The 20,342-nt window shown below is 62.2% G+C and carries 25 protein-coding genes; 14 read left to right on the forward strand and 11 right to left on the reverse strand.

The window, feature by feature from the left end; genetic code table 11:
- Positions 1-119 precede the first annotated feature (119 nt).
- From E4T66_RS04415 to E4T66_RS04425, 5 genes are all read left to right on the forward strand, one after another.
- The gene (locus tag E4T66_RS04415) at positions 120-2,057 is read left to right on the forward strand and encodes an alkaline phosphatase D family protein (protein ID WP_248679430.1); all 1,938 of its coding nucleotides are present in this window, start codon (positions 120-122) and stop codon (positions 2,055-2,057) included.
- Between the two features lie 267 nt (positions 2,058-2,324).
- The gene (locus E4T66_RS21275) at positions 2,325-2,750 is read left to right on the forward strand and encodes a hypothetical protein (RefSeq protein WP_211242759.1); all 426 of its coding nucleotides are present in this window, start codon (positions 2,325-2,327) and stop codon (positions 2,748-2,750) included.
- A gap of 91 nt (positions 2,751-2,841) precedes the next feature.
- A complete protein-coding gene (locus E4T66_RS21835) occupies positions 2,842-3,171 on the forward strand; it encodes a helix-turn-helix domain-containing protein (protein WP_367396746.1) in 330 nt (109 codons plus the stop codon).
- Positions 3,168-3,635, forward strand: a complete 468-nt coding sequence (locus E4T66_RS21910; protein ID WP_441347693.1) for a DUF6941 family protein — start codon at positions 3,168-3,170, stop codon at positions 3,633-3,635. Before E4T66_RS21835 ends, E4T66_RS21910 begins: the two co-directional genes overlap by 4 nt.
- 248 nt (positions 3,636-3,883) lie before the next feature.
- On the forward strand, positions 3,884-4,435 hold the full coding sequence (locus tag E4T66_RS04425) for a Cif family virulence factor (protein WP_211242760.1): 552 nt from the start codon (positions 3,884-3,886) through the stop codon (positions 4,433-4,435).
- A 105-nt stretch (positions 4,436-4,540) separates the two neighbouring features.
- Here the strand turns inward: E4T66_RS04425 and E4T66_RS04430 are convergent, their stop codons facing one another.
- Entirely contained in the window at positions 4,541-4,996 is a 456-nt protein-coding gene (locus E4T66_RS04430; protein ID WP_136847699.1) for an SRPBCC domain-containing protein, read from the reverse strand.
- Entirely contained in the window at positions 4,993-5,340 is a 348-nt protein-coding gene (locus E4T66_RS04435; protein WP_136847700.1) for an ArsR/SmtB family transcription factor, read from the reverse strand. The genes E4T66_RS04430 and E4T66_RS04435 overlap by 4 nt, the downstream gene beginning before the upstream one ends.
- Positions 5,341-5,395: 55 nt before the next feature.
- Here E4T66_RS04435 and E4T66_RS04440 point away from each other — a divergent pair, with 55 nt between their 5' ends.
- Positions 5,396-5,968 (forward strand): nuclear transport factor 2 family protein, encoded by a 573-nt coding sequence (locus E4T66_RS04440; RefSeq protein WP_136847701.1) that lies wholly within the window; start codon positions 5,396-5,398, stop codon positions 5,966-5,968.
- A gap of 82 nt (positions 5,969-6,050) precedes the next feature.
- Here the strand turns inward: E4T66_RS04440 and E4T66_RS04445 are convergent, their stop codons facing one another.
- On the reverse strand, positions 6,051-7,181 hold the full coding sequence (locus E4T66_RS04445) for a cytochrome-c peroxidase (RefSeq protein ID WP_211242761.1): 1,131 nt from the start codon (positions 7,179-7,181) through the stop codon (positions 6,051-6,053).
- 226 nt (positions 7,182-7,407) lie between these two features.
- Here E4T66_RS04445 and E4T66_RS04450 point away from each other — a divergent pair, with 226 nt between their 5' ends.
- From E4T66_RS04450 to E4T66_RS04465, 4 genes are all read left to right on the forward strand, one after another.
- Positions 7,408-7,602, forward strand: a complete 195-nt coding sequence (locus E4T66_RS04450; protein WP_136847702.1) for a hypothetical protein — start codon at positions 7,408-7,410, stop codon at positions 7,600-7,602.
- A gap of 58 nt (positions 7,603-7,660) precedes the next feature.
- On the forward strand, positions 7,661-8,323 hold the full coding sequence (locus E4T66_RS04455; protein WP_136847703.1) for a DUF2238 domain-containing protein: 663 nt from the start codon (positions 7,661-7,663) through the stop codon (positions 8,321-8,323).
- A 95-nt stretch (positions 8,324-8,418) separates the two neighbouring features.
- A complete protein-coding gene (locus E4T66_RS04460; protein WP_169577469.1) occupies positions 8,419-8,880 on the forward strand; it encodes a host attachment protein in 462 nt (153 codons plus the stop codon).
- A gap of 229 nt (positions 8,881-9,109) precedes the next feature.
- On the forward strand, positions 9,110-9,904 hold the full coding sequence (locus E4T66_RS04465) for a glutathione S-transferase family protein (RefSeq protein WP_136847705.1): 795 nt from the start codon (positions 9,110-9,112) through the stop codon (positions 9,902-9,904).
- Positions 9,905-10,002: 98 nt separating this feature from the next.
- Here the strand turns inward: E4T66_RS04465 and E4T66_RS04470 are convergent, their stop codons facing one another.
- From E4T66_RS04470 to E4T66_RS04485, 4 genes are read right to left on the reverse strand one after another with little or no spacing between them, the layout of a single operon-like run.
- Entirely contained in the window at positions 10,003-10,821 is an 819-nt protein-coding gene (locus E4T66_RS04470; protein WP_136847706.1) for an SDR family NAD(P)-dependent oxidoreductase, read from the reverse strand.
- Positions 10,822-10,836: 15 nt separating this feature from the next.
- Positions 10,837-11,259 (reverse strand): MaoC family dehydratase, encoded by a 423-nt coding sequence (locus E4T66_RS04475; RefSeq protein ID WP_136847707.1) that lies wholly within the window; start codon positions 11,257-11,259, stop codon positions 10,837-10,839.
- Positions 11,260-11,270: 11 nt separating this feature from the next.
- On the reverse strand, positions 11,271-11,711 hold the full coding sequence (locus tag E4T66_RS04480) for a MaoC family dehydratase N-terminal domain-containing protein (protein ID WP_136847708.1): 441 nt from the start codon (positions 11,709-11,711) through the stop codon (positions 11,271-11,273).
- 12 nt (positions 11,712-11,723) lie between these two features.
- Positions 11,724-12,905, reverse strand: a complete 1,182-nt coding sequence (locus E4T66_RS04485; RefSeq protein ID WP_136847709.1) for a lipid-transfer protein — start codon at positions 12,903-12,905, stop codon at positions 11,724-11,726.
- Positions 12,906-13,037: 132 nt separating this feature from the next.
- Between E4T66_RS04485 and E4T66_RS04490 the strand changes: the two genes are divergently transcribed.
- Entirely contained in the window at positions 13,038-13,658 is a 621-nt protein-coding gene (locus E4T66_RS04490; RefSeq protein ID WP_136847710.1) for a TetR/AcrR family transcriptional regulator, read from the forward strand.
- Between the two features lie 89 nt (positions 13,659-13,747).
- Positions 13,748-14,221, forward strand: a complete 474-nt coding sequence (locus tag E4T66_RS04495) for a PaaI family thioesterase (protein ID WP_169577470.1) — start codon at positions 13,748-13,750, stop codon at positions 14,219-14,221.
- A 7-nt stretch (positions 14,222-14,228) separates the two neighbouring features.
- Here E4T66_RS04495 and E4T66_RS04500 read toward each other — a convergent pair whose 3' ends face one another.
- From E4T66_RS04500 to E4T66_RS04510, 3 genes are all read right to left on the reverse strand, one after another.
- Positions 14,229-14,849, reverse strand: a complete 621-nt coding sequence (locus E4T66_RS04500; RefSeq protein WP_211242762.1) for a trimeric intracellular cation channel family protein — start codon at positions 14,847-14,849, stop codon at positions 14,229-14,231.
- 167 nt (positions 14,850-15,016) lie between these two features.
- The gene (locus E4T66_RS04505; protein WP_136847712.1) at positions 15,017-16,105 is read right to left on the reverse strand and encodes a fatty acid desaturase family protein; all 1,089 of its coding nucleotides are present in this window, start codon (positions 16,103-16,105) and stop codon (positions 15,017-15,019) included.
- A gap of 62 nt (positions 16,106-16,167) precedes the next feature.
- On the reverse strand, positions 16,168-17,313 hold the full coding sequence (locus E4T66_RS04510; RefSeq protein ID WP_169577471.1) for a ferredoxin reductase: 1,146 nt from the start codon (positions 17,311-17,313) through the stop codon (positions 16,168-16,170).
- Positions 17,314-17,456: 143 nt separating this feature from the next.
- Here E4T66_RS04510 and fabR point away from each other — a divergent pair, with 143 nt between their 5' ends.
- Positions 17,457-18,146, forward strand: coding sequence for an HTH-type transcriptional repressor FabR (fabR, locus tag E4T66_RS04515; RefSeq protein ID WP_136847714.1), 690 nt, complete (start codon positions 17,457-17,459; stop codon positions 18,144-18,146).
- 100 nt (positions 18,147-18,246) lie between these two features.
- Here the strand turns inward: fabR and E4T66_RS04520 are convergent, their stop codons facing one another.
- Positions 18,247-19,146 (reverse strand): LysR substrate-binding domain-containing protein, encoded by a 900-nt coding sequence (locus E4T66_RS04520; RefSeq protein ID WP_211242763.1) that lies wholly within the window; start codon positions 19,144-19,146, stop codon positions 18,247-18,249.
- Between the two features lie 128 nt (positions 19,147-19,274).
- Between E4T66_RS04520 and E4T66_RS04525 the strand changes: the two genes are divergently transcribed.
- A complete protein-coding gene (locus E4T66_RS04525) occupies positions 19,275-20,336 on the forward strand; it encodes a YeiH family protein (protein WP_136847715.1) in 1,062 nt (353 codons plus the stop codon).
- Positions 20,337-20,342: the final 6 nt, after the last annotated feature.

Consider the following 20,342-nt stretch of genomic DNA (forward strand, 5'->3'; position numbering starts at 1 on the left):
ACGCTGCCAACCCCGACGGTCCGGCCGGTCAGCTTCCACACAGCTGACATGCGGCGGTGGCACACTGCGGCGGGCTGTGCCGCATCACGCGGACGATCGAACGGACACACCAGACCATGATGAAACGTCGCCAATTCCTCAAATCCGGCGCACTGCTGCTGACCGCACCGCTGCTGCCCGGCTGCGGCGACAGCAGCGGCCCCGGCCGCTCGGGATCATCAGGCGGCAATCTGGACGACACCGGCATGGACTTTCCGCTGGTGCTGCCGCTGCCGTTCGCGCACGGCGTCGCCTCGGGCGATCCGCTGGCCGACCGCGTGATCCTGTGGACGCGCATCACCGAATCCACCCCATCGGCGTCACAGATCCCGGTCGACTGGGAAGTCTCGGCGACGCCGGATTTCGTCAGCGTGCTCAAGTCTGGCACCCAGCTCACCGAAGCCTCGCGCGACTGGACCGTGAAGGTCGACGTCACCAGCCTGTCGCCGGCCACGACCTACTACTACCGCTTCCACGCGTTCGGCCAGACGTCCATCGTCGGCCGCACCCGCACCGCGCCGGCAACGATGGTCGAGGAAGTGCGCTTCGCCGTGCTCGCCTGCTCCAGCTACTGGTCCAGCTACTGGAGCGGCCTGGGCCATCTGGCCGACCGCAACGATCTGGATCTGGTGCTGCATTGCGGCGACTACATCTACGACTTCGTCGACGAAGACGAAGAAGTCCGCGCCCGCAAGGACATCAAGGACACCGCCTACGTCGACTACCGTGACTGGCTGAACCTGGACGAAGTGCGCCGCCGCTACGCGCTGTTCCGCTCGGACCCGAACCTTCTGCGCGCACACCAGCAGCATCCGTGGATGATCGTCTGGGACAACCACGATCTCAGCACCGGCTATGGCAACGAGCTGGCCAGCGACATCGATCCGGCCACCAGCACCTGCACCCTGGACGACACCACCCGCGCGTTCTACGAGTGGACGCCGACGCGCCCGGTCAAAGCCGACGGCTCCGGTGAGTTCATTCTGGTCAACGACGGCAGCTACCCCGCACCGCCGGACGCCAAGCTCATCTACCGCAAGCTGCCCTACGGCCCGATGGTCGACTTCTTCGGCATCGACACGCAGAGCAATCTGCCCGGCTACGGCCTGCCGGTCGACGCCAGTCACCTCGCCGATGGCGCGCCCAGCCTGTTCGGGCGCCAGCAGTTCGAATGGTTCACCGGCCATATGGTCGCCTCGCAGCAGAACGGCGTGCGCTGGCGTGTGGTCAACAACCAGACCTGGCTCGCGCCAGTGGACATTCCGGATGTGGTCGACGGCATCCCCACGCCCAAACTCGGCATCTCCCGCTGGACCGACTACGCCCAAGAAAGAACCCTGCTGTGCCAGACCCTGCGCGGCGACAACGCGCAGAGCCTGCGCGTGCGCAACAACGTCTTCGTCTCCGGCGACGCCCACGGCAACCTCGGCTCGGATCTCATCGAAGACACCGCCCTGCTGAGCAGCTACGTCTCAGGACTGCCGGTGCCGAACCCGCGCCAGGGCTCGACAACGATCAACGTGCCCGCCGGCTACCTGCGCGCCACCACCGCCGCGCTCGGCCCCATCAGCACGCGCGCCGATTCCGTTGGCGTCGAATTCGCGCCCAGCTCCATGGGCCGCGGCGGCGCGGATGAACTGGTGACCAACGCGCTCAGTCTCGAACCCGGCAATCCTCTCGGCGTCGTCGGCGCCCGTGCCATCGAACTCGCGCTGATCACCGCCAACAAGAACGTGCAGTTCGTCGAGTGGGTGGATCACGGCTACGGCATCGTCAGCCTCACCGACGAACGCGCGATCTTCGAATACTGGTGGCAGGACAAACTCACGCCGGAATCCCCGGACGTGCTCGGCAATCAGATGGTGAGCTGGGCCGAAGAAAACACCAGTGCCCTGCCCGCCCGCTTCCCGGATCAGATCGACAGCGTCATCGCGCACGGCATGACCGTCAGCGCGACGCAGGGCAACCGCAGCGCCGAGCCGGCGCCGCTGGATACCGCACTGCTCAACCCGCGTTAGCCAGTCGCGCCCCGCCCCGTTCGTATTGAGTAGCCCCGTAACACGGGGGCGTATCGAGAATCCGCAAAGATGGCACTGGATAGTGGCTCCCGGGCCCAGGGCTTGTGGCAACGCCGAGGGGCGGAAGATCAAGTGGGCAAACTCGCCCACGCGTAGTAGATTTACCGAAAAAAGGGGGGGGCATGCGGCAAGGAGATTTCCACCAACGCAGGGGGCATAGAAGCAGCCCAGCCGTTCGTCGGCACTATTGAATATATCGTCCGCGATATGGAATACTCCGCCGCGCCACACTATACCCTTTGCCTTCACGACGACTGTAAGTTGGATCTGGAGGAGTTGTGGAACTCGGACCCGGAAGCTGCTGCAGACATTGTCACCTTTCTAGAAGAGGCGAAGACCAATCAGCAGATTCTCGACGACCTCACTCGGAGTCGATTCATCAGATACGGCAAGGCGCCATATCAGCCTTACTCGGCGCAACATTTTGTGGCGCTGCGGTATCCCAGATACAACATCTGGCGCTTGAAGTTTTTGGAACTCGAATCACTGAAGAAATATCGCATTTTGTATGCCTTTCACAGTGGCGAGCACCGGTACTACGTACTCGCCATTGTCCGGCGGGACAAATACGACTATGAGCTCAACAACCCAATTACGAAACGAATCCAGTCCGCTTACGACGACCTCGTTTGACGGGCCGCGGATGAAGCGTTTCGGCGTGTCCGGCACGTCCGAGAGCGGAACTGCGATCAAGCTGTTCCAATATGTAGTTACCGCGGCGCCTATGCGTACAGGCTATACCGATATCAATGACTACGTTCGTGAACAGGAATTGCTCCCTGCCCGCGCGAATGCGTTGGCCCGGGCAAGACAGAGGCTAGCGGCAGCCGCACAGCCAGATAAGAGCAAACGCACTCTAAGTCACTTACGCCTCGCGAAAGGCATATCGCAAACACGTTTGGCAGAGATGATTGGCACATCCCAACCTCACCTGAGCAATGTCGAGCAAGGGCGTAGCGAGCCAATGTTGTCGACGGCAGATAAGCTCTCTGAGGCCCTAGGGGTTCCGTTGGCGGAAATTTCTCACGCGATTAGGAATTCGAGAGGCAAATGACTCTTTCAGTTCCAAAGCATGTCACGGCGATCTTTTGCGATGACATACGCACGGAGATGGGCAATAAGCTCTCATACATGGGAGTGTATTCAAGCGATCTTGTCGTTCAGTCAATGCCCAAAACGCTGCCTAAGCTATGTGTTGCGGTGACCGTCGTCACGCCGGCAGATGAATTACCGAACACGCTTCGAATATTGTTACTGAGAGACTCGTCTGTTTTAGTTGATACCGGCGTTATTCGCGACGAACTAACGCAAGCCAGCGAAGATATTGCGACAGACCCTGGAGCTGATAGCGTTGCAAGAAATGCTGTGAGCTACCAGTTTCAATTTGTCCTTGAGCACTTTTCGATTGAACGACCGTGTCGGCTACGACTACAGGTCGACACAGACGGAGAAACAATGCCGTCACCCTCGCTGAACATTCGGTGCATAAATCCTGCTCAGGCGAATACAGGCCAATAAACATGGCGCAATAGCGCAATAGGTGACAGACCACGATTGTTACGGCGCTACCGCGCCCGCCGTCGATGGAAACTGCATTTTTCACTTCTCGGCGATCAGCTCGGGACGCCAGAGTCAGTGCGGCGTGAGGCTCGCCGACGCCGTGACGCGACCATAGGTCGGCTCCGCATATTCCGGACTGGTCAGGCTTTTCATAACAATAGGGGACAGACCCCAATTACTGTTCAGAACAGCTTGGAATAGATCACATGGCGACTCCCGCCCTAGCAAGGCATATTTGCGTCGCAGTGATCGTCGTTACGCTTTACGGCCCACCTGCTCAGGCCACACCCAACGACCCCAAGGACGTCGCGGCAATCCAACAAATCGTCGAACGCTTCGGCGCCGCATTCCGGAACAAGGATGTCGATTCGTTTCCAGACTTGTTCTACTCGGCCAATCCGGACGAGGTCATCTGGCAATTCGTGGTCGAAGACACCCGGCTGGCCCGGATACAGAAGTTCAAACCCAAGGCCCGCAAGACCCGCCGGCTTCCCGGGAATAACTATCTGACGGCCATCCAGGGCATTGCCGCTGATCCGCTACCTACCGAAGAGAAGTTCTTCAACGTCAAGATCGACACCGATGGCGAAGTCGGCTCGGTCAACTTTGACTACATCGTCCTGGTCGGAGGTGAGGAGAAGAACTGGGGCCGCGAGATGTGGCATCTCGTTCGCACTGACCAGGGCTGGAAGATCATCTCCGTGATTTTCTCCGCACGGGACCCGTTGCCGAAGGAACAGCAACCGTCAGTGCGATAAGCGTCGCCGAACTTTCGATGCCGCATTCAGCGAATCTCCTAGCAATCCGCTGAATGCGGCATGACCAGCATTCGCCCTCCAATTTGAATAGCGTGCCTCCTGCGCTCAGACCAGATTCGCTCTGACGTAAGCCTCCAGCTTCGCCAAGTGCTGCTTGCCGCCTTCGATCGCACCGTACTTCTCGACCACCTCGTCACGCTCCGCCTTGCTCGGGAACAGATGGCGCAGGGTGATCAGCGTGCCGTGGCCGGTGTCCTGCAGCACGATGGTCGATGCGAACCAGATGCGCTGGCCGTCGCCCTGATCGAAGGCCAGCTTTGACGGCGGCGTGACCTCGGTGAATACGGCGTGATTGGGGAAGCGCGTGCCGTCCGGTCCGATCATGTCGAAGGCCCAGACGCCACCGACGCGCAGATCGATCGACAGGTTCTCGACGGTGAAGCCGTCCGGCCCCCACCAGTGCGGCATGTGCTGCGGATCGGTGATCGCGGTCCAGATCAGTTCCGGCGGGAACGGCATCTCCCACTGCAGTACCACTTCGCGATCCTGTTCGTTCGTCATCGTTTCTTCCTCGGTTGTTTGTCCAGGGAATGCAGGTAGGTTTCAAGGCGATCCAGCCGCGCTTCCCACACCTTGCGTTGTTCTTCGATCCATCCGGAGGCCTCGTTCAACGGCGTTGTTTCCAGCCGGCACGGCCGCCACTGCGCGTTGCGGCCGCGGCTGATCAGCCGGGCGCGCTCCAGCACCTTCAGATGCTTGGTCACGGCGGGCATGGACATGTCCAGCGGCTCCGCCAGCTCACTGACCGTAGCGTCGCCCCGCCCCAGCCGCGCGAGCATCGCGCGCCGCGCCGGGTGCGCCAGCGCTGTAAAGACCGCATCCAGTTGTGCTTCGTATTTAACCATATGGTTAAATTAATCAGGCGAAAGCGAGCTGTCAATTACCGCGGCGCGCAAGCTGTTGCGTGCTGCAATTCAAACGTTTTTCCTGCACCCGGCATCTGATGGTCTGGCGCGTCACACCAAAGCCGCAGTCGTCCCCCGCGCACCGAACCGCTCAGACCCCATCAGTGAGAACACCGTGAGAAAAATGATCGTCCTCGTATTACTTGCAACCGCCACGCTGTTCAGCGGTGCGTACGCAAGCGCAGAGGAGAACCTGAAGGACACGATTCTCAAGATGGACGCCCGATTGTTCGATGCGTACAACCACCAAAGGCTGGACGACATGAAGGCCCTCTTCGATGAGGACCTGGAGTTCTATCACGACACCGGGGGGCTCTCGGACTATCAGCAGACCCTCGATGCCTTCGCACGGATATTCATGCAGGAGAACCCGCCCGTGCGCACGCTGATTGCAGACAGTACGGAGATCTATCCGATCAAGGATTACGGCGCCATTCAGATCGGCGCCCATCGCTTCTGTCATGTCGAGAACGGCGTGAACGACTGCGGCGTCTTCAAGTTCGTGCAGGTCTGGCACAACGATGACGGCATCTGGAAGCTGACGCGCATCATCAGCTACGGGCACTGATTTTCCGTCACCCGCATCTCGGAACGGAGCGCGGGTGTAGCGATCCCGGAGCTTCAGCAAAGGGCGGCATTCGCCAACGCAGTCACCCCCGATAGGCCGGTTCGGCGTACTCCGGACTGGTCAGGCTTTTCAGAAACGCCACCAGATCACGCTTCTGCTCCGCGCTCAGATTGAGCGGACGGATCAGTGGTGACTGGAACGGGTTCGGCCCCGGATCGCGCGGATTGAGCTTGCCGCCGTTGTTGAAGTACTCGACCACCTTTTCCAGCGTATTCAGACTGCCGTCGTGCAGATACGGCGGCGTGCGTGCGATGTTGCGCAGGCTCGGCGTCTTGAATGCGCCCAGGTCTTCGCGCCGCCCGGTCACGGCGAAGCGCCCCAGCTCCGACGCCTCGCGGTCGCTCAATACGCGTTGATCAATATTGGCTGTCCGGGCCTGCATGAATTCCGCGGCACGCCGTTCCGGATCAGCGCCGAGCAAGGCAAAGCTGGCGTTGGCATTGTGGAAGGCCTGATCGGTGAACAGCGCGTACTGCCGCGTCACGGTGTGGCATTGGGCGCAGTGACCAGGGCCTGTAAACACTTCAAATCCGCGCTTGGCCGAATCACTCATCGCGGTCAGGTCGCCGCCGTAGTACCAGCGGTCGAACGCAGAGTCCCCGGAGATCAGCGTGCGTTCGTAGGCAGCGATGGCCTGCGTGAGATGAGTGATCGTAATGGATTGCGCAGAGGCGCCGAATGCTTCGGCGAAGCGCGCGACGTAGTTGGCGTCGCGCCGCACGATATTCAGAATCTCGTCTTCGGAACGCAGCCCGTGTTCGATCGGATTCAGCAGGGGTTGCAGCGCCTGCTGCTCCAGCGTCTGCGCGCGACCGTCCCAGAACTGATAGTCGTAATACGCCGCGTTGACGACGGTCGGCGCGTTGCGTGTGCCCCGCTGCATGCGCACGCCTTTGGCGACGGGTCGGCCGTCGTGGAAGGCAATGGCATCCAGATGGCAGTTCTTGCAGGCGATCTCGCCAGTGCTGCTGAAGCGTGCGTCGTGAAACAGGGCATCGCCGAGCGCGATCTTGGCCGGCGTCTGCGGATTGTCTGCCGGGATCGGCAACGGCGGCAGGCCCAGAGGCGGTGCCCCGGCCCATGCACCACAACACAGCAGGGCAGCCATCATCGCGGGCACGCGCACACCTTGGCGCATCAAAACCTCGATCACACGAACCTCTCCATCGCCTTCGCACCGCCCCCCACGGTTTGGCGAGCAAACACCATGCCTTCCGGGTTTTTCACTGCGGACAGCAGGCCGCCCGCCCCGGAAAGGTCAGCCTGACGCAAATCAATGCATCATTCCTGCCCGCTCAAATACGCTTTGGCACTCAAACAAAAAAGCGCCGCCGGGCGTCATTGCCGGCAGTTCAGACATCAAAACCAAGGTGCGCGAAATGGAGACTGAGAAACTGCGGTCCGCGCCAAGCTGGGACCGCCTGCATGCGGATATGGCGCGCATCTTTGCGCCGAATCAGCAGCCAGAGTCCTGGGACAACGACAGCGAATCCGAGCCTGCGGCAAGAATCTGGGTGGTCAGTGCCGAAGGAACGTATGCGCTTTCGCTCGACGACTACCAGCATTGGCGCTGAGTGACACCGCGTCCGGTCGCCGGCCGCAGCGTCGGCAGGCCAGCTGCACCCTTTGCACATGAATCCGCACGCTGCGATGTCCAATCGCTGGCCAGCGATTGCCGCCGCGATCTTCGCCGTGGTGTGGCTGATCTGCGCGTGGAAGCCATGGTTTCCCGAGGACTGGGCGCTGGAGAATGTGCTCTCGCTGCTGACGGCCTGGTGGCTGCTGCGCCGCCATCGCCGTGCACCGCTGAGCAACACCGCCTATGCGCTGCTGCTGACATTCGGCATTGCGCACGAGATCGGCTCGCACTTCACCTATGCCGAAGTGCCGTATGACGCACTGGCGCAATCGCTGTTCGGCATCTCGATCAGTGAACTACTCGGCGTGACGCGCAACCACTACGACCGGCTGGTGCACTTCTCCTTCGGACTGCTGTGCTACCGGCCATTGGCCGAAGTGCTACGCCCGCAGCTGATGGGCGCATCGAGCGCAGTACGCATCGTCGCGCCCGTCACCGTGGTCGCCACGATTTCGCTGATTTACGAGACGATCGAATGGTCCGCCGCCGAGGTGTTCGCCTCGGATCTTGGTCAGGCCTATCTCGGCACCCAGGGCGATGTCTGGGATGCGCAGAAGGACTCGGGCCTGGCACTGCTTGGCGCCGTGATTGCCGCAGGCCTCTCGACAAGCTGGCGCCGCCACCTTCGCAGGCGTCCCGATCGAGACCCAGGCTGATGACTCAGATCAACGCCGGCGCCGACTCTGCGGGCCGATGATGCCGACTGCGGCGATATCCGTGTATGTCACCAATCGTGCTCGTGGAGGCGTCTATGACTTACTCAAATCCCCCTGTTTCCGATGTTGAGGTTTCGGTTCTGGTCGCCGACCGCACGCGTGCGACGCTGTACCGCGGCGCCAGCCACAACGCCGTGCTGATCGAAGTCGAATCGCTGGCGCATCCCGAAAGCCGGCTGAAGGATCAGGAGCTGGTCAGCGACAGCCCCGGACTGAGCGTGGGCATGGCACGCCCTCAGGGCTCGGCCACGCAGGCATATTCTCCGCATGAGCGCGAAGCGCAGCAGTTTGCGCAACAGATCGCCGAACGCCTGGGCGCGCTACGGACCTCCAACCAGGTGCATCGGTTGTATCTGGTGGCCGAACCGCATTTCCTCGGACTGTTGCGCGCGGCGCTGGACGTCCCGACGCAGAAGCTGATCGCCGGTGACGTGCCGCATCGGCTGACCGATCTCGATCCCGCGGCCTTGCGTGCGGAGCTGCCGCAGCACCTGTGAGAGGCAGCTCAGACTGATCTCGCGATCCGACAACGACCACCGGATCAAGGCCGCGCTCTCGCGGCGAGGCGTCGTGTGCGCGCGGCGTCCTGATCAGGCCTTGGATCACGCCCCGTGGCCATCGCATGGGCCTTCTTCGCTACGCTGAACCTGACCGCATGCAGCCACGCCGCTGAATCAGGTACTGTCGGCGCTTCCGCGCTCCAGCGCAGAACCGACCGACTCCCGCATGCGCCTGATCACGATCCCGATGAGCCACTACTGCGAGAAAGCGCGCTGGGCGCTGGATCATGCCGACGTGGACTATGTCGAAGACGCGCATCTGCAGGTGTTCCACTACCGCGCGAGGCGCGCCATCAAAGCGGGTGACTTTGTGCCGGTGCTGGTCGATGGCGCGAACGTGGTCGCCGATTCCACCGCGATCCTGAAGTTTCTGGATGCGCGCCTGAGCGAGCGGCGCAAGCTCTACCCTGCCGCGCTGCGCGCGGAGATCGAGTCACTGGAAGACGACTTTGACGAAAACCTCGGCGTCGAGACGCGTCGCTGGGTCTACTATCACTGGATCACGCAGCCGGCGCGTGAGGTGCTGGACATCGCAACGCAGGGAACGCCGCGCTGGCAGCAGCGTGTCGCACCGCTGCTGTTCCCGATGCTGCGCATTTTCCTGCGCAGACATCTGCAGGTTTCGAGCGACGCCGTTGCTCAGGGGCTTCAGGTCGTGACGGAGAGCTTTGACCGCGTGGCCGAGCGCCTCAGCGACGGGCGCCCATTCCTGTGCGGCGATCAGTTCACAGCGGCCGATCTGAGCTTTGCATGCATGGCCGCACCAGTATTGCTCCCGCGCCAATATGGGATTCGCCTGCCGACGCTGGAGCAGACCCCTTTGGCCGCGCGCGCGGATGTCGAGCGATTCTGCGCGCATCCCGCCGGGCAGTTCGGCTTGCGCCTGTTCCGCGAACAGCGCCTGCGCCGCGTCACCGGTTCAACCCACGCGGACACGGCCGGAAGCGCATCCGCCGGTTGATCATCCGCCTTACAGCATGGCCGCCACGGCAACGCTTGCTTCGAGCGTGAGCCTGCCGAACGGCAAGCGCCACCGTGGTGTCCTGTGTGCCGCGTGTATTACCAGCCGCCGGTGACTTCGATCACCTGACCGGAAACATAATCGGACTCCGGCAGGCACAGCATGACGACGGCGCCGGCCGCCTCGGCGGGTGTTCCAGCGCGCCCCATCGGGATCATCGTCGTGATCGCTGCGACGTTGTCCTTGGGAATGCCAACGCCGATCTTGCGGCCTTCGACCTCGATCTCCGATTTCGCGTCGGTCGCCTCGGTCAGGCGCGTATTGATGTAGCCGAAGGCGATCGCGTTGACGTTGACCTTGTAGCGCCCCCACTCCTTCGACAGCGTGCGCGTGAGCCCCGCGATGCCCGCCTTGGCAGACGAATAATTGGTCTGTCCCGCGTTGCCGCGCGTCCCGGCGACCGAAGAAATGTTCACCACCTTGCGAATCACCTCCCGCCCTTGATTCGCCTCTTCCTTGGCCTTGATCCGGATCACTTCCGACGCCGCCTTCAGAATCTTCCACGGCGCTTTCAGATGCACGTCGATCATCGCGTCGAACTGCTCTTCGCTCATCTTCTGGATCATCGCGTCCCAGGTGTAGCCGGCGTTGTTGACGATGATGTGGACATCGCCAAAGGCGTCAATCGCGGAATCGACGAAGCGTTCTGCAAAACCGGCCGCCGTGACACTCCCGGCGCAGACCAGTGCCTCGCCTCCGGCAGCCCGGATCATCTCCGCGGTTTCCTGTGCGGGAGCCTCGTCAAGATCGTTGATAACGACCTTTGCACCATACGCCGCGAGCTGAAGCGCAATCTGTTGCCCAATGCCCCGACCCGAACCGGTAACCAGAGCGACTTTTCCCTTGAGTTTCTGCATGAGTGATATCCCGAATTAATGACCGAGCGCGACGACCGCTTCACCGATGAGCTTGACGTCGTTGTCCTGATTGACTGCCTTGAGTTCGATCCTGGCACGATGCTCGCCGTTGTCGACGAACTTCTCCGTGATCCGGCCCTGACAGGTAATGCTGTCTTTGAGCTGCGTAATGGAAGAGAACCGCACGGCGAACGACCGCAGCGCACTTTGCGGCACCCAGTGCGTCAGCAACTGACCGAGGTACGCCATGGACAACATGCCGTGCGCGAAGACGTCCGGCATTCCCGCGGCCCTGGCAAAATCGATGTCGACGTGAATGGGGTTGTGATCGTTTGAAGCGCCGCAGAACAGGGCCAAGGTATGCCGGGTGATCGGCGGCTTCTGCAGCGGCGGCAGCATGTCGCCTACTTGTACAGAGTCGAAGTTGGGAAGATTCATGATCAGCTCCTTCAGTTCCGGACCACCGTGCTGGAGGTCATGACTCCGACCAGTTCCTGCCGCTGGTTGGTCACCGTGGTGCGCTGAACCAGAAACTCCAGGGCCCCGTTCTTCTTGTCATAGATATCGACCACTTCTGCCTGCAGCGTGATGACGTCGCCGGCATAGATCTGGCCGAAATACTCAAACTTCTGCTCGCCGTGCAGCACGCGCCCGAGATCAATGTCGAGTTCTTTGATCCAATCGAACGGGTCCGGCTTGGCCAGACCGAGACTGAACGCGAACGTCGGCGGCGCCGGCAGTGCCGGATGTCCGGCCTGACGCGCCGCCGCTTCGTCGAAGTAGACCGGATCGGTGGTGCCGGTGGCCAGGGCAAAGAACTTCAGTTGCCCTTTCTCCACCTCCACGCTCGATGGCGCGAATCGATGTCCAATGAATTTTCGATCAATCATCTCGACCGCCCCTCAAGCCTGATACAGGGTGACCACGCACGCGCCGCCAAGGCCAAGGTTGTGCTGCAAGGCGGTTTTCGCCCCCTCCACCTGGCGTGCCTCTGCGCGCCCGCGAAGCTGCTGCGTGAGTTCGTAGCATTGCGCCAGTCCGGTCGCGCCCAGCGGATGTCCTTTCGAGAGCAGTCCGCCTGAAGGGTTGGTCACGACCTTGCCGCCATAGGTGTTGTCACCGTCGGCGATGAATTTCTGGGCGCCACCTTCCGGACACAGACCCAGCGCCTCGTAGGTGATGAGTTCGTTGTGGGCAAAGCAGTCATGGAGTTCCACGACGTCGACATCGTCCGGTCCGATTCCTGCAGCCTCGTAGACCTTTCGGCTCGCTTCGCGCGACATGTCGTACCCAACCACTTTCATCATGTCGCGGCTGTCGAAGGTGCTGGGGAAGTCGGTGGTCATGGCCTGTGCGGTGAGCCGCACCGTGTTCTTCAGGCCGTGCTTGCGGGCAAAGGTGTCGGATACGAGGATCGCCGCAGCGCCGCCGCAGGTCGGTGGGCAGGCCATCAGACGCGTCATCACCCCCGGCCACACCGGAGGCGACTGCAGCACCTGCTCCGCGGTAATGACATCGCGGAACAACGCCAGCGGATTGTTCGATGCATGCCGGCTGGACTTTGCGCGGATCTTGGCCAGGTCTTCCAGGGTGCTGCCGTACTTGTCCATGTGGACCTTCCCTGCGGCGCCGAACAGGCGCAGCGCCATGGGGACTTCACGCGCATTGGTCAACTCGTCACAGGCCGCATTGAAATCATCCAGCGGACTCGGGCGATCATCAAAAATGCTGCCGAGCGCTCCGGGGCGCATCTGTTCGAAGCCCAATGCAATGACACAGTCCGCGCTGCCGTTTTCGATCGCCTGGCGCGCCAGAAACAGTGCGCTGGAACCGGTGGAGCAGTTGTTGTTGAGGTTGATGACCGGAATGCCGGTCATGCCCACGTGATAGAGGGCTTTCTGTCCGCAGGTGGAGTCGCCGTAGACATAGCCGACAAAGGCTTGCTGCACTTGCGGGTACTGCAATCCGGCGTCGGCGAGTGCGGCGATGGCAGCCTTTGCCCCCATCACGTCATACGCTTCACTTTGGCCGGGCTTGGTGAACGGAATCATTCCGACACCGGCGACGAGAACTGCATGGGACATGGGAGGCTCCTGGTCCGTGATGAGTGGGAGAATCGAAATCCGGCAACTACTTACCGATCGTTAATGGGATGACAAACTACTTACCGTTTGGTAGATTGTCAAGCTCAGTCGAGCCACCGTCAGGAATTCCCGATGCCCAGCTTGGTCGAACGTTTCTCAAGCTATCCGCGACAGGGATGCTTCGACGAAAAACGCGATCTCATCTTGCGCGAAGCCGCGCGTCTCTTTGTCGAGCGCGGCGTCCATGAAACCGCGCTGAGCGATCTGGCCGATCGCTTCAGCATTTCGAAACCGGCGCTGTACCACTACGCCCGCAGCAAGGACGACATCATCGCCCAGATTCTGCACAAGGCCTCTGAGGACAACCGCAGGATAGTGGCTGAGGTCAGACAGCTCCCCGGCACGGGCCGCGAACGTTTCCTGATGGCAGCCCGTGCGTACGGCAAGGCGCTGAATACGGAGTTCGGTCGCTGTCTGGCCACCATTCAACCCAGCACCTTCAGCAAGGCCACGCTGGAGCTCCACACCCGCACGCACCGCATCCTGCTCGACGGTCTCGCAGAGGTCATCGAAGAAGGCATTCGCGACAAGAGTCTGCGCCGCTGCCAGCCGAAGATCGTCGTACTGGCCCTCCTTAACGCCATGAACGCCGTAGTCCGCTGGCACAGGCCGGGCGGCGCGTTGAGTCACGAGGCCGTCATCGAAGAAATCATCGATTACTTCATCGAGGGGATCGCAGCACGTCCCAAATGACAAGGCGGGTCGACGACATCCCCCTTGAACTGAAAAACCGACTCATGCGGGCCCCACGCCTCCCCGCCCGCACCCATGAAGATTGCGCAATGAATGAACGCGAGAAAGAGCTGCAGAGCTGGTTCCGGACAACCTGCCCGTTGTTCGACCATATCGGGCTGGTGGTCGAGTCTGCCTCGGACGGGGTGTTCCGCTGCACCGTTCCGCTGACCCCGGAAAACAGCAATCACTTCGATACCGTGCATGCCGCGATCCAGTGGGCATCTGCTGAAGTCCTCGGCGGACTGGTCGTGATGTCGATCGTGCCGCTGGAACGGCGCACGCAGACCTTTGCCGCCGTGCGCTCGGTGAACATCGAATTTCTCCGGCCGGCACGAACATCGATCGTGGCGGAAACGCGGTTTGATCCCGCGGAGTCTGTCGCGATCCGGGCCGCACTGGATGAGGGCCGGAACTCCGAATTCAGTCTCGAATCCACGGTGCGCGATGCCACCGGCGAACCCGTCGCGATCGCACAGGCCCGCTATGTCCTGCGGCCGTGGCGTCAGTCAGCAACCGCGTGAAGCCGCGTCACTTGCTGTAGAACTGCGGCAGCCCGATATTCCAGCGGATCGCCGCAAGGCGGACGCAGAAGATGGCCGAGCCCGCGATCAACGCGGCATTCCCCGGCGCCATTTCGAGCTGCATCAGGCCGATGAACACCAACGCCCCGCCCCATGAAGCGGTGGCGTACAACGTGCTCTGGAACACGACCGGCTCCTCATTGCACAGCATGTCTCTGAGGACCCCGCCCATGACGCCCGTCACCACGCCCATGAACGACGCCACAATCCACGGCGCATCCATCACCAGCGCGGCGCGGGTGCCGGTCACGGTAAACAGCGCCAGACCCATCGCGTCCGGCAGCAGGAACAGCTTCGCTGGCAACTTGGCCAGCCGCGCCAGCCCGAACGTCGCCAGCGCCGCGACGATGGTGGTGCCGAGATAAGTCGCGTCATGCACCCAGAACACCGGCCGCCCCAGCAGCATGTCGCGGATCGAGCCACCGCCGAGCGCCGCGCTGGTCGCCACCACGATCATGCCGAAAGGGTCATAGCGCTTCTTGCCGGCTTCCAGCACCGCGGCAGCCGCACAGCTGGCGACCGCGATCTGGCTCAGCAGGTACATCAGCAGGCTCATGGAAGGCGTCACGGCAAACGACTCGGGGCGATATGTTGCGCGAATTATCCGTGATCGCCCTGCCACTGGCTGAAACTCAACGAATCGGGCGCCTTCGCTCGTCCGCGGATGTTCCGATCACCAGACGCAAAAAGTCGCCGCTTCGAGACGAAGCGGCGACGTTGCCAAACTGCGTTCGGCTACGCCAACACAGCCTGCGGCTCGAGGCTGCTGCCACCCGGCAGGCTCAGTCGCAGCACGCGCCAGGTGGTGGTGCCGAACTGGCGTGCCAGCGAGCCGGAGTTGTACGGCAGGCCGTAGCGCTCGCAGATCTCGCGCACGCGCGGTGCGACTTCCGCATAGCGGTTGCTCGGCAGGTCCGGGAAGATGTGATGCTCGATCTGGTGGCTGAGGTTGCCGGACATGATGTGGAAGATCTTGCCGCCCTCGATGTTGCAGGAGCCAAGCAGCTGGCGCAGGTACCAGCGACCACGGATTTCGTTTTCGATCTCCTCGGCCTTGAAGGTATGCGCGCCGTCCGGGAAGTGGCCGCAGAAGATGATCATGTACGCCCACAGGTTGCGCACGAAGTTGGCGACCACGTTGCCGCTGAAGACATACAGGAAGAACGGACCCGCCAGCAACGGGAACAGCACGTAGTCCTTCAGAGCCTGGCGGCTGGTCTTGCGGCCAACCGCTTTGAGTCGCGTCCAGGCGTCGCGCCAGCTCTTCTTGCCCTCGAGCACCCGATCGAATTCGACATCGTGCAGTGCGACGCCGTACTGGAACAGTCCTGCCAGCAGCGCGTTGTAGACCGGCTGGCCGAGGTTCCAAACCCTCCAGTCCTGATGTGCGCTCATGCGCAGGATGCCGTAGCCGACGTCGCGGTCCATGCCGACGACATTGGTGTAGGTGTGATGCATGTAGTTGTGCGAGTGCTTCCACTGGTCCGCCGGGCATGCGGTGTCCCACTCCCAGCTGGTGGAATGGATCTTGGGGTCCTTCATCCAGTCCCACTGGCCATGCATGATGTTGTGGCCCACTTCCATGTTTTCGAGAATCTTGGCGACGCTGAGCATCGCGGTGCCGGCCAACCAGAATGGCGGCAGCACACCGGCGAACAGGCTCGCGCGTCCGGCCACTTCGAGTCCGCGCTGAATGCGGATCATGCGATGGATGTAGGCCGCGTCCTTGGCACCGAGGCTGGCTTTGACTTCGTCGCGGATGGCGTCGAGTTCTTTACCGAAGGCTTCAGCCTGGGCATCGGTCAGATAGGTCGGATGTGTCATCGGGGTTCTCGGTTTCATGGGATTGCTGTGAAGGGAATCCAGACGTGAATTCTTTGGGGATTTCAGAGTTCGAGGTCGACGTCGCCGACCGGCGCACAGACGCAGATCTGCACCAGGTCGCCTTCTTCGTTGAACACTTCGCCGTTGCGCATGTCGCGCACGCAGCCGGCTTTGAGCGTGGTGGTGCAGCCGTGGCAGATGCCCATGCGGCAGCCGTGTTCCGGACTTAGGCCGGACGCTTCGGCCAGTTCCAGTAGGGACTGCGCTCCGTTTCCGGTAGCGGAGACGGCGCTGCGGCTGAACTGCACCTGCGCTTCCTTGACCTCACCCGGCACCGCGGCACGCAGCGCTGGGCGGAACCGCTCGACGTGCAGATGGTCGGCAATGCCGGCGGTGTCGAACTGCTGTTCGAGCGACTGCAGCAGCGCGTCCGGTCCGCAGGCCCAGACCTGGCGATCCTGCCAGTCGGGGCACAGGCGACTGAGCTTGGCCGGCGCAAAGCGGCCGCGGTGCTCGCCGGCATGCCGCGATTCGCCGGTGTGCTGCGTATAGAAGCGATGCAGGGTCAGACCCGCGTGGCGCTGTGCCATCTGTTCAAGCTCACTGCCGAAGATCATCGCCTCCGGCGACGGCGCGCTGTGAATGACGACGATATCGCCGATGCGATCCTTTGCCTGCAGGCTTTCCAGCATGCTGATGACCGGCGTGATGCCGCTGCCGGCTGCGATCAGCAACAGCTTCTGCGGCAGTTCCGTCGGCAGCACGAACTCGCCGGTCGGCTCGCCCAGCAGCACGACGTCGCCCTGCATCAGGTTGTCGACCAGATGATTCGACACGCGGCCGTTGTCGATCGCCTTGACGGTGATCGTGAAACAGCCGTCGTCACGCTCCGGCGCCGACGAGATCGAGTAGCAGCGCGTATGCCGCACGCCATCGATATCGACCCCCACATTGATGAACTGACCGGCCTGATGGCCGTGCCAGCCACGCGGGCAGCGCAGGGTGATGGTCGCGGCGTCCAGGCCGTTGCGCTCGATGTGCTCAACGCGGCCGCGCGCGGCGCGCGGGGTGTGCGGCAGCAGCGAATCGATGAAATCGCCGGGCGACAGCGGGTAGGTCAATGCGGAAACGGCACGCATCCACGGGGATGCAGCGGCGCGCTCTGCGGACGTGGAACGGCGGGTCGAGGCGGCATTGTGAAAGGACATGTCGTACACTCCAGTAAACATGTGTTCACTTTAGTGCGGTGCAACATGTGAGTCAACAGTCGTTTACCGATTTTTCGTTTGTTATTGTTTTACTTGAAATTAATGTTATAAAACGACGCTTGATATGCTAAGCTTCGTTCACTATGACGACAGCAGGCAGACGGCGGCGCACACGCGGAGCCGATGATCCGGATTCCGGGCGACGCGACGACCGCAAGCGCCGCACCCGCCGCGGCCTGCTGGATGCCGCGCTGGAATTGCTTGAAGGCGAGCGCAGTTTCAGCAGCCTGAGCCTGCGCGAGGTCACCCGTGTCGGCGGCATCACCCCGGCTGGGTTCTACCGTCACTTCGCCGGCATGGAGGAGCTGGGTCACGCGCTGATCGAGGATTCGTTCGAATCGCTGCATCAGATGATGCGTGACGCACGCAAAGCCGGCCTGCCGCCCGCTCACATGATTCGCGCGTCGGTAACGACGTTTCTGGATCACGTGCAGGCGCATCGTTCGCATTTCCGCTTTATCGCCAAGGAGCGCTATTCGGGCTCCTCGGTTCTGCGGATCGCGATCCGCAAGGAGATTCGCCTCTGGATTGGCGAGGTCGCGGTGGATCTGTCGCGCTTCCCGCTGCTACAGCGCTTCAGCAGCGACGATCTGCAGATGCTCGCGGGCATGATGGTCAACATCGTGGTGGCGGCAACCGAGCTGCTGCTGGATGTCGAGCAGACCGATGCCGACGCGATTCAGCGCATCTACAAGAACGCCGAGAAGCAGATGCGCCTGCTGATGCTCGGCGCCAGCCTGTGGGACAGCAGCCGCAGCAGCACGCCGGACTAAGCTGCCGCGCGCCGACTCGTTGAGTCCCCACGATGCGCGTGGAATCCCTGAGGATGTCAGCGCACTGCCGAAAGCATCAGCGCAGACAGCCCCTTGAGGCTCAAACCGATGCGATCTGCTGCAGGAATGCCGTCAAGGCCGGAGTACGTGGGCGATTGTTCAGCTCCAGGCGGTACAGCGGCCGCACACTCTGCGCCGGACCCGGCACTTTCAATACGCGCACCCGCCCGATCGCGACCAGATCTGCGACCACAACGGCGGGCAGCACCGCGATTCCGGCACCACAGGCGACCGCCTGCGCAATCGCTTCGTTGCTGCCGATTTCGATACGCAACGCAGGACTGACCCCGAGCGCCGACAGCAGGGCCTCAGCGGCCTGACGCGTGCCGGAACCGGGCTCGCGCACCAGCCACGGTTCCGCACTCAGCGCCGCGGCACGTGGTGCCCGTGCCAGCGGCGCGTCGGCGGCGGCAACGATCTGCAACGGGTCCTGGCGCCACGGCGTGGCGACGACACCGGCGATGTCGACCTGGCCCTCGACGAAAGCAACGTCGATCTGTCCGTCCTGGATCAGCCGGCTGATGCCGTCGGTATTCCCCACTTTCAGTTCAAATTCGATCTGCGGGTGCCGCCGCGTGAAGCGGCTTACGGCATCGGACAGGCAGTACGCCGCAACAGTGGTGCTGGCGCCTACGCGCAGGCGTCCGCGACGGAGTTCAACACGATCGCGAATGTCTTCGAGCGCCACGCGCTCCATAGCGAAGATGCCGCGAGCATGCTCGTACAGTGCGCGCCCGCTATCGGTGAGAACAATGCCGCGCGCGCCCCCAGCGACACCGCTGCCGCGATCGATCAGGGGCAGGTCCAGCTGCGACTCCAGCTCGCGTATGCCCTTGGATACCGCCGGTTGGCTGACGCACAAGACCGCAGCGGCCCTCGAAAAGCTTTGCTGCTCGACAACCACGCGGAACATCCGCAGCAGATGGAGATTGAGTCGCACGCGCTTGCCGCTCCCGGATCAAATCAACTTCTTGCCATAACTCTAACTCATGCTTATGTGAAAAATATGTATTTGTCTCATGCGCTCTCGGTGCCTAGATTGCATCGCCTCAGTGTTCCGAGACGCACATGAATCACGCATCCACGAAGCAGATCCGCCATCCCGTCGCCATCACGCCCGCGACACTGTGGCCCGGAATCGGACTGACTGCCGTGTTGGCCGTGATCAGCATGACCGCTGCCACGAACTCGTTTGCCCAGCAACATGCGCTGAGCAGCCTGACGCTGGCGATCATGCTTGGCGTGGTGGTCGGAAACACGGTGTTCTCACGCATCGCCGCACAGACAGCACACGGTGTCGATTTTTCCCGTGGCTCGCTGCTGCGGCTGGGCGTCATGCTGTACGGCTTTCGCGTGAGTTTTCAGGACCTGGCCCATGTCGGGCTGACCGGGCTCGCCATGGCGGCGCTGGTCGTCGCCGGCATCTTCAGCCTGTCGCGGCTGCTGGGCACCCGGGTGTTCCGGCTCGACCGGGAAACGTCGATGCTGATCGGCGCCGGTGCCGCAATCTGCGGCGCCGCGGCGGTCATGGCGGCAGAGCCCGTAATCCGCGGACAGGCACACAAGGTGTCCGTCGCGGTGGCGACGGTCGTGGTATTCGGCTCCCTCGGCATGTTCCTCTACCCGACGCTGTATCCGTATCTCGGCCTGAGCGAACACGCCTATGGCATCTATGCCGGCGCCACGATTCACGAGGTGGCGCAAGTGGTGGTCGCCGGCAAGGCCGTGGGCGATGGCGCAGCCGCTGCAGCAGTCATCGAGAAAATGCTGCGCGTCATGTTGCTCGCGCCCTTCCTGCTCACGCTGTCAGTAGCGCAACGCAAACGCGGCGCACTCACCGCAACGGGCGCGCAACACCGCATCACCGTGCCCTGGTTCGCACTTGGATTTATCGCCGTCAGCGGTTTGAACTCGATGCAGATCCTGCCGCCTGCGTGGACGCTCGCCATCACTCGGCTCGATACCGCGCTGCTATGCATGGCGATGGCGGCGCTGGGCCTGCGCACGCATGTCGGTGCCATTCGTCAGGCTGGAGTCCGTCCGTTGCTGCTGGCTGCCACCTTGTTCGTGACCCTGCTCATCGGCGGATGGGCACTGAGCTTCGCGCTGTTTCAGCTGCACGCGATATGAGCTCGC

It is taken from the genome of Sinimarinibacterium arenosum, from assembly GCF_005047655.1.
In the GTDB taxonomy this organism is placed as follows: Bacteria; Pseudomonadota; Gammaproteobacteria; order Nevskiales; family Nevskiaceae; genus Solimonas.

Bases quoted from the DNA above. Each gene is read 5' to 3' on its own strand.
- E4T66_RS04415 (WP_248679430.1), top strand. From the start codon at position 120: ATGAAACGTCGCCAATTCCTCAAATCCGGCGCACTGCTGCTGACCGCA.
- E4T66_RS21275 (WP_211242759.1), top strand. From the start codon at position 2,325: ATGGAATACTCCGCCGCGCCACACTATACCCTTTGCCTTCACGACGAC.
- E4T66_RS21835 (WP_367396746.1), top strand. From the start codon at position 2,842: ATGCGTACAGGCTATACCGATATCAATGACTACGTTCGTGAACAGGAA.
- E4T66_RS21910 (WP_441347693.1), top strand. From the start codon at position 3,168: ATGACTCTTTCAGTTCCAAAGCATGTCACGGCGATCTTTTGCGATGAC.
- E4T66_RS04425 (WP_211242760.1), top strand. From the start codon at position 3,884: ATGGCGACTCCCGCCCTAGCAAGGCATATTTGCGTCGCAGTGATCGTC.
- E4T66_RS04430 (WP_136847699.1), bottom strand. From the start codon at position 4,996: ATGACGAACGAACAGGATCGCGAAGTGGTACTGCAGTGGGAGATGCCG.
- E4T66_RS04435 (WP_136847700.1), bottom strand. From the start codon at position 5,340: ATGGTTAAATACGAAGCACAACTGGATGCGGTCTTTACAGCGCTGGCG.
- E4T66_RS04450 (WP_136847702.1), top strand. From the start codon at position 7,408: ATGGAGACTGAGAAACTGCGGTCCGCGCCAAGCTGGGACCGCCTGCAT.
- E4T66_RS04455 (WP_136847703.1), top strand. From the start codon at position 7,661: ATGAATCCGCACGCTGCGATGTCCAATCGCTGGCCAGCGATTGCCGCC.
- E4T66_RS04460 (WP_169577469.1), top strand. From the start codon at position 8,419: ATGACTTACTCAAATCCCCCTGTTTCCGATGTTGAGGTTTCGGTTCTG.
- E4T66_RS04465 (WP_136847705.1), top strand. From the start codon at position 9,110: ATGCGCCTGATCACGATCCCGATGAGCCACTACTGCGAGAAAGCGCGC.
- E4T66_RS04470 (WP_136847706.1), bottom strand. From the start codon at position 10,821: ATGCAGAAACTCAAGGGAAAAGTCGCTCTGGTTACCGGTTCGGGTCGG.
- E4T66_RS04475 (WP_136847707.1), bottom strand. From the start codon at position 11,259: ATGAATCTTCCCAACTTCGACTCTGTACAAGTAGGCGACATGCTGCCG.
- E4T66_RS04480 (WP_136847708.1), bottom strand. From the start codon at position 11,711: ATGATTGATCGAAAATTCATTGGACATCGATTCGCGCCATCGAGCGTG.
- E4T66_RS04485 (WP_136847709.1), bottom strand. From the start codon at position 12,905: ATGTCCCATGCAGTTCTCGTCGCCGGTGTCGGAATGATTCCGTTCACC.
- E4T66_RS04490 (WP_136847710.1), top strand. From the start codon at position 13,038: ATGCCCAGCTTGGTCGAACGTTTCTCAAGCTATCCGCGACAGGGATGC.
- E4T66_RS04495 (WP_169577470.1), top strand. From the start codon at position 13,748: ATGAATGAACGCGAGAAAGAGCTGCAGAGCTGGTTCCGGACAACCTGC.
- E4T66_RS04505 (WP_136847712.1), bottom strand. From the start codon at position 16,105: ATGACACATCCGACCTATCTGACCGATGCCCAGGCTGAAGCCTTCGGT.
- E4T66_RS04510 (WP_169577471.1), bottom strand. From the start codon at position 17,313: ATGTCCTTTCACAATGCCGCCTCGACCCGCCGTTCCACGTCCGCAGAG.
- fabR (WP_136847714.1), top strand. From the start codon at position 17,457: ATGACGACAGCAGGCAGACGGCGGCGCACACGCGGAGCCGATGATCCG.
- E4T66_RS04525 (WP_136847715.1), top strand. From the start codon at position 19,275: ATGAATCACGCATCCACGAAGCAGATCCGCCATCCCGTCGCCATCACG.